At 69.0% G+C, this 5,424-nt stretch carries 5 protein-coding genes; 2 read left to right on the top strand and 3 right to left on the bottom strand.

Annotated features, from left to right (window positions below; genetic code table 11):
• A partial coding sequence (locus tag B4E30_RS02325; RefSeq protein WP_286793310.1) for a transglycosylase domain-containing protein occupies positions 1-1,278 on the bottom strand: 1,278 nt, incomplete at its 3' end.
• Between the two features lie 86 nt (positions 1,279-1,364).
• Between B4E30_RS02325 and B4E30_RS02320 the strand changes: the two genes are divergently transcribed.
• Together B4E30_RS02320 and B4E30_RS02315 are read left to right on the top strand one after the other, a co-directional pair.
• Positions 1,365-1,592 carry a DUF4177 domain-containing protein gene (locus B4E30_RS02320; protein WP_286793309.1) on the top strand — a complete coding sequence of 76 codons (228 nt, stop codon included), beginning with the start codon at positions 1,365-1,367 and terminating at the stop codon, positions 1,590-1,592.
• Complete coding sequence (locus B4E30_RS02315) at positions 1,589-2,056, top strand: RidA family protein (RefSeq protein ID WP_286793308.1); 468 nt, start codon at positions 1,589-1,591, stop codon at positions 2,054-2,056. Before B4E30_RS02320 ends, B4E30_RS02315 begins: the two co-directional genes overlap by 4 nt.
• A 233-nt stretch (positions 2,057-2,289) precedes the next feature.
• On the opposite strand, the gene B4E30_RS02310 is transcribed toward B4E30_RS02315, so the two are convergent.
• Positions 2,290-2,865 (bottom strand): uracil-DNA glycosylase family protein, encoded by a 576-nt coding sequence (locus B4E30_RS02310; RefSeq protein WP_286793307.1) that lies wholly within the window; start codon positions 2,863-2,865, stop codon positions 2,290-2,292.
• A gap of 36 nt (positions 2,866-2,901) precedes the next feature.
• Positions 2,902-4,875 carry an acetate--CoA ligase gene (gene acs / locus B4E30_RS02305; protein WP_286793306.1) on the bottom strand — a complete coding sequence of 658 codons (1,974 nt, stop codon included), beginning with the start codon at positions 4,873-4,875 and terminating at the stop codon, positions 2,902-2,904.
• Positions 4,876-5,424 lie beyond the last annotated feature (549 nt).

Below are 5,424 nucleotides of genomic sequence, written 5' to 3'. Positions count from 1 at the left end.
GTCGATCGACTGCGGCACGGTCTCGTTCATGGTCTGCTCGGCGGCGAGCTGCAGGTCGATGTCGAGCGTGGTGTAGATGTTCAGGCCACCGCGGCGCAGGGCGGCGGTGCGCTCATCCTGCGTCTCGCCGAAGGCGGGATCCTTCGCGATGACGTCCTGCACGTACTTGCAGAAGAACGCCGACCCGCCGGCCTCGGCACAGCCGGAGGACGGCACGGTGATGTTCGGCTCGATGGGCGACTTGGCCGCCTCGACGTACTGCTCCTGCGTGATCTTGCCGTCGTCGAGCATGCGGCTGAGCACGTAGAGCTGACGTCCCTTGGTGAGGGTGTAGCCGTCGGCGGCTGCGAGGTACTCCTCTTCGGTGATCGTGCCGTCGGCCAGGAGCGTGTCGAGGGCGGTGATCGTGCCGTCGCCCTCGTTGACCTCGCCGTCGGGCGCGGTGTTCAGTGGCGCGCCCTCGCTGTTGGTGGTCGAGCCGCCGGGCTGGTCGATGCGGTACGTGTTCGGGTTCTGAACGATGCCCGCGAGCGTCGCGGCCTGGGCGACGCTGAGATCGGACGAACTGACATTGAAGTAGTACCGCGCGGCGGCCTCGATGCCGTAGTTGGTGCCGCCGAAGTTGGCGATGTTCAGGTAACCGAGCAGGATGTCGTTCTTCGAGTACTTCTGCTCCAGCGCGATGGCGTAGCGCATCTCCTGCAGCTTGCGCTGGTAGCCCTCGACGCCGGCTGCGGTGGTCGCCTCGGTCCAGCAGGCGAGCTTGGCGGCGGCCTCTTCTTCGGCCGTCTCGCCCGTGGCGTTGCTCTCGCACTGCTGGATGAGGATGTTCTTGACGTACTGCTGGCTGATCGAGGAGCCACCCTGCGTCTCGCCGCCCTGCGCATTGCTGAGGAGAGCGCGCGTGGTGCCGATGAGGTCGACGCCGCCGTGCTGGTAGTAGCGCGGGTCTTCGCTGGAGAGGATCGCGTCGTACATGACCGGGGCGACCTCGTCGTACGTCACCGGCTCGCGGTTCTGGTCGTAGAACTGCGTCAACTCGACGTAGTCCCCGTCGGAGTTCTTGTAGTAGATGGTGGAGGGAAGCATGAGCTTCTCGATCTCCAGCACGCTCGGCAGCTTGTCGAACATCGTGATGGCGCTCGACGCCGCGGCACCGGTCACGGCGATGGCGGGCGTGACCGTGGCGGTGATGAGAACACCGGCGACCGCGCTCAGGCCGACGAGTCCCAGGATCCCCCCGAGCGCACCGCTAGCCGTCCGATTCTTCTGAGGCATAGGCTTGATCGTAGGGGAGGTAGCTGGGGAACCCCTTGACGACCGGCGCCGATCCGCCAAACGCACCGAACCCCCGAGGAGCCTCGATGACGACGTGGGAGTACATGACCACGCCCCTGCTGATCCACAACACCGCCGCCATCTTGAACAACTGGGGCAAGAAGGGCTGGGAGCTCGTGCAGGTCGTCCCCGGTCCCGAGGGCGGTCTGGTCGGCTACTTCAAGCGTCCCTCCGGCGGCGACGGCGCAGCGAACACGGCGGGGCTGGATGCGGCCGCGCAGGCCGCGCGCCAGTTCGACGGAGGTGCGGCATGAGTGTCTCGGAGCGTCTCGCGGACCTGGGGATCGAGCTCCCGCAGGTGGTGCCGCCCGTCGCCGCATATGTGCCGGCGAAGGTGCACGGCGACCTCGTCTACACCGCAGGCCAGCTCCCCATCGTCGGGGGCGCACTGCCCGCGACCGGCAAGGTCGGTGACGGCGAGGGCCTCGTCTCCGCCGCCGATGCCCAGGTCTACGCGCGTCAGTGCGCGCTGAACGCCGTCGCGGCCGCAGCGGCTGCGGCAGGAGACGTCGACCGGCTGAGCGGCGTGCTGAAGGTGGTCGGCTTCGTCTCGTCCGTTCCCGATTTCACCGGCCAGCCCGGCGTCATCAACGGTGCGAGCGACGTGCTCGGGGAGATCTTCGGCGAGTCGGGCCGCCACGCCCGGTCGGCCGTCGGCGTGCCGGTTCTGCCGCTTGACAGTCCCGTCGAGGTCGAGGTCGTGTTCACCCTCGTCTGAGGCCCGCGTTTCGTCTCGTCGCTGCGCTCCTCGCTCAACGACCAGGACGTCTGCCCCCGGTCGTTGAGCGAGCGGAGCGAGACGAAACGTCGTCTGCCCCCGGTCGTTGAGCGAGCGGAGCGAGACGAAACGTCGTCTGCCGTTCCGGTCGTTGAGCGAGCGGAGCCAGACGAAACGTCGCCTGCCGTACCGGGTCGTTGAGCGAGCGGAGCGAGACGAAACGCGGCCGCCCGTCACTCCCGGCCGATGGCGTCACGCACGAGAAGGCGCAGCTGCGGAACCTTCTCCTCGACGAACCACGGGTTCCGCGTGCGCCAGCCGCGCGCGAGGGGCGACGGATGCACGATGGGGTACATCGGCAGGAACGTCTCCGCTGCGCGCACGTTGGCGGTCACATCCGACGACCCGAGATAGCGGCGCTGCGCGTAGCCGCCGATGACGATGCGCAGGCGCACGTCGGCGAACCGCTCGAGGAACATCGGGTGCCACCGGTCGGCGAAGTCCCGACGCGGTGGCTTGTCGCCGCTGGTCCCCTTGCCCGGGAAGTAGGCGTCCATGGGCAGTACGGCCACGAGATCGGGGTTCCAGAACTCTTCGTCGGTCACTCCCATCCAGGCGCGCAGGAGGCGTCCGCTGGGGTCGTCGAAGGCGATGCCGGACGCCTGGGCGAGTCGGCCGGGCGCCTGACTGAGGATGAGCACGCGCGCCCGCTCGGTGCCGATGATCAGCGGGTCCCATCCGCGCTCGCGCGCCCAGGCGTTGGAGGGATGCTCCGCGACCCGGGCGCGCAGCGCGTCGAGAGTGCTCACCGGCCCAGTCTGCCCGGGGCGGAACGCGCGGGATCGTTATGACGTGATCTTCGCCTGGATCGTGGACATCACCATCGTGTCGGCCAGAGTCGTGGTGTCGCCGACCTCGCGTCCTTCGGCGACGTCGCGCAGCAGCCGTCTCATGATCTTGCCCGACCGGGTCTTCGGCAGCTCGGCCACGATGTAGATGTCGCGCGGACGGGCGATCGGACCGATCTGCTCGCCGACCCAGCGGCGCAGCGTCTCGGCGAGACCCTCGGCCGAGTGGGCGTCGAGGAAGCTCTGCTTGAGGATGACGAACGCCACCACCGCCTGCCCGGTGGTCTCATCCGACGCCCCGACGACGGCGGCTTCGGCGGTCGCTTCGTGCGCGACGAGAGCCGACTCGATCTCCGCGGTCGACAGCCGATGCCCGGAGACGTTCATGACGTCGTCGACACGGCCGAGCAGCCAGACGTCGCCGTCGTCGTCGAGCCGCGCGCCGTCGCCGGCGAAGTAGAACCCGCGGTCGGCGAACTTCGACCAGTACGTCTCGACGAAACGGTCGGGGTCGCCCCAGATGCCGCGCAGCATGCTCGGCCACGGTTCGGTGACCACGAGCAGGCCGCCGTTGCCGTTCCCCACGTGCTCGCCGCTCTCGTCGACGACGTCGACCGCGATCCCCGGGAGGGGCACCTGCGCCGATCCCGGTTTGGCCTCGGTGACCCCGGGAAGGGCCGAGATCATGATCGCGCCGGTCTCGGTCTGCCACCAGGTGTCCACGATCGGGGCGTGGCCCGACCCGATGATCTCGCGGTACCACATCCACGCCTCGGGGTTGATGGGTTCGCCGACCGACCCCAGCAGGCGCAGACTCGACAGGTTGAACGACTGCGGCACGGTGCGGCCGATCTTCATGAACGAGCGGATGGCGGTCGGAGCGGTGTAGAGCACCGTGACGCCGTACTTCTCCACGAGCTCCCACCAGCGCCCCGGATGCGGCGTGTCCGGCGTGCCCTCGTACAGCACCTGGGTGGCGCCGTTGGCGAGCGGGCCGTACGTGACGTACGAGTGACCGGTGATCCATCCGATGTCGGCGGTGCACCAGTAGACGTCGGTGTCGGGATGGATGTCGTGCACGACCCGGTTGGTGAAGGCCGTCTGGGTGAGGTAGCCGCCGGAGGTGTGCAGGATTCCCTTGGGCTTTCCAGTGGTGCCGGAGGTGTAGAGGATGAACAGCGGCGACTCGGCGGGGAAGGCCTGCGCTTCATGGTCGGCCGAGGCCGCGGGGACGACGTCGTGCCACCAGAGATCGCGCTCGCCGTTCCACTCGACGTCGTTGCCGCCGCGGCGTACCACCACCACGTGCTCGACCGTCTCCTGCGGACCGCTGCCGTTGCGGTCGGCGAGAGCGGCGTCGACCGCGGGCTTCAAGGCCGACACCTTGCCCTTGCGGTACCCGCCGTCGGCGGTGATCACGAGCTTCGCGCCGGCATCGTCGATGCGTGCGCGCAGACTGTCGGCGGAGAAGCCGCCGAACACGACCGAGTGGATGGCGCCGACGCGCGCGACGGCGAGCATCGCGGCGATCGCCTCGGGGATCATCGGCAGATAGATCGCGACGCGGTCGCCCCGGCCGACGCCGAGATCGGCGAGCACGTTCGCGACGCGCTTGACCTCGTCGGTGAGCTCCGCGTAGGTCACGCGTCGTTCATCGCCGGGCTCGCCCTCCCAGAGCAGGGCGACCCGGTCGCCGTTGCCGGCTTCGACGTGGCGGTCGAGGCAGTTGTAGGCGACGTTGAGCTCACCGTCGGCGAACCATTCCGCGAACGGCGGGTTCGACCAGTCGAGGGTCGTGGTGAACGGCGTGTGCCAGTGGAGCAGGTCGCGGGCCTGCTCGGCCCAGAACGCCGGACGGTCGGCCTCCGCCCTCGCGTAGAGCTCGGCGTCGCCGACGGCTGCGGCGGCGAACGCGGGGGAGGGGGCGAATCGCCGATCCTCGCTCAGCAGGTGATCGATCTGACTGCTCATCGGGGCTCCTTCGCATCGGTGCGGGCGGCGCGCGCGGCCGTCCGAGTCGCAGCAAATCTAGCCAGCCGGGCCGCGTCGGACCACCCCCGAGAGGAGGTATCGAGAACGCGCGCAGGAGATATCGAGAACATCACCGATATATCGGAAGGAAAGCGCTCAGAAGGCACTTTCCGCCCCGTCGGGCCACGTACACTCGTCTCGGCCGAACATCGATTCTGGCATCGCGACCCCCGACACCCCCCAACTCCGGGCGGTCGCACACGGCGGCATCCCATTCCCCCCATGGGATGCCGCCTTCTCTCTTTCCGGGACTCCTCCTCCACATCCCGCTACCCGCGCTCGGGCATCCACCGCAGCGTCGCCGGAGCCGTTCCGCCGCTCAGCGCCTCTCTACCGTCGGGGCATGGCCGCTCCTTTCGTCGTCGCCCGTCGAGGCGAGCCGCGCCCCGTTTCGGTGGAGACTCCGGGTGCCTCTGTCGCCGTCTCGGCGACGCCTCCGGTCGTGCGCGCCGAGGCGACCTCGCCCGAGGTGATGCGCCCGTTCGACCG

The sequence above is a fragment of the Microbacterium sp. UBA3394 genome, from assembly GCF_002358725.1.
Taxonomy (GTDB): domain Bacteria; phylum Actinomycetota; class Actinomycetes; order Actinomycetales; family Microbacteriaceae; genus Microbacterium; species Microbacterium luteum.
Note: the sequence above shows the minus strand (reverse complement) of the source record. Positions and strands in the feature narration are given on the sequence as shown.

Excerpts from the sequence above, each read along its gene's own strand:
- B4E30_RS02315 (WP_286793308.1), top strand. The coding sequence starts at position 1,589 with ATGAGTGTCTCGGAGCGTCTCGCGGACCTGGGGATCGAGCTCCCGCAG.
- acs (WP_286793306.1), bottom strand. The coding sequence starts at position 4,875 with ATGAGCAGTCAGATCGATCACCTGCTGAGCGAGGATCGGCGATTCGCC.
- B4E30_RS02320 (WP_286793309.1), top strand. The coding sequence starts at position 1,365 with ATGACGACGTGGGAGTACATGACCACGCCCCTGCTGATCCACAACACC.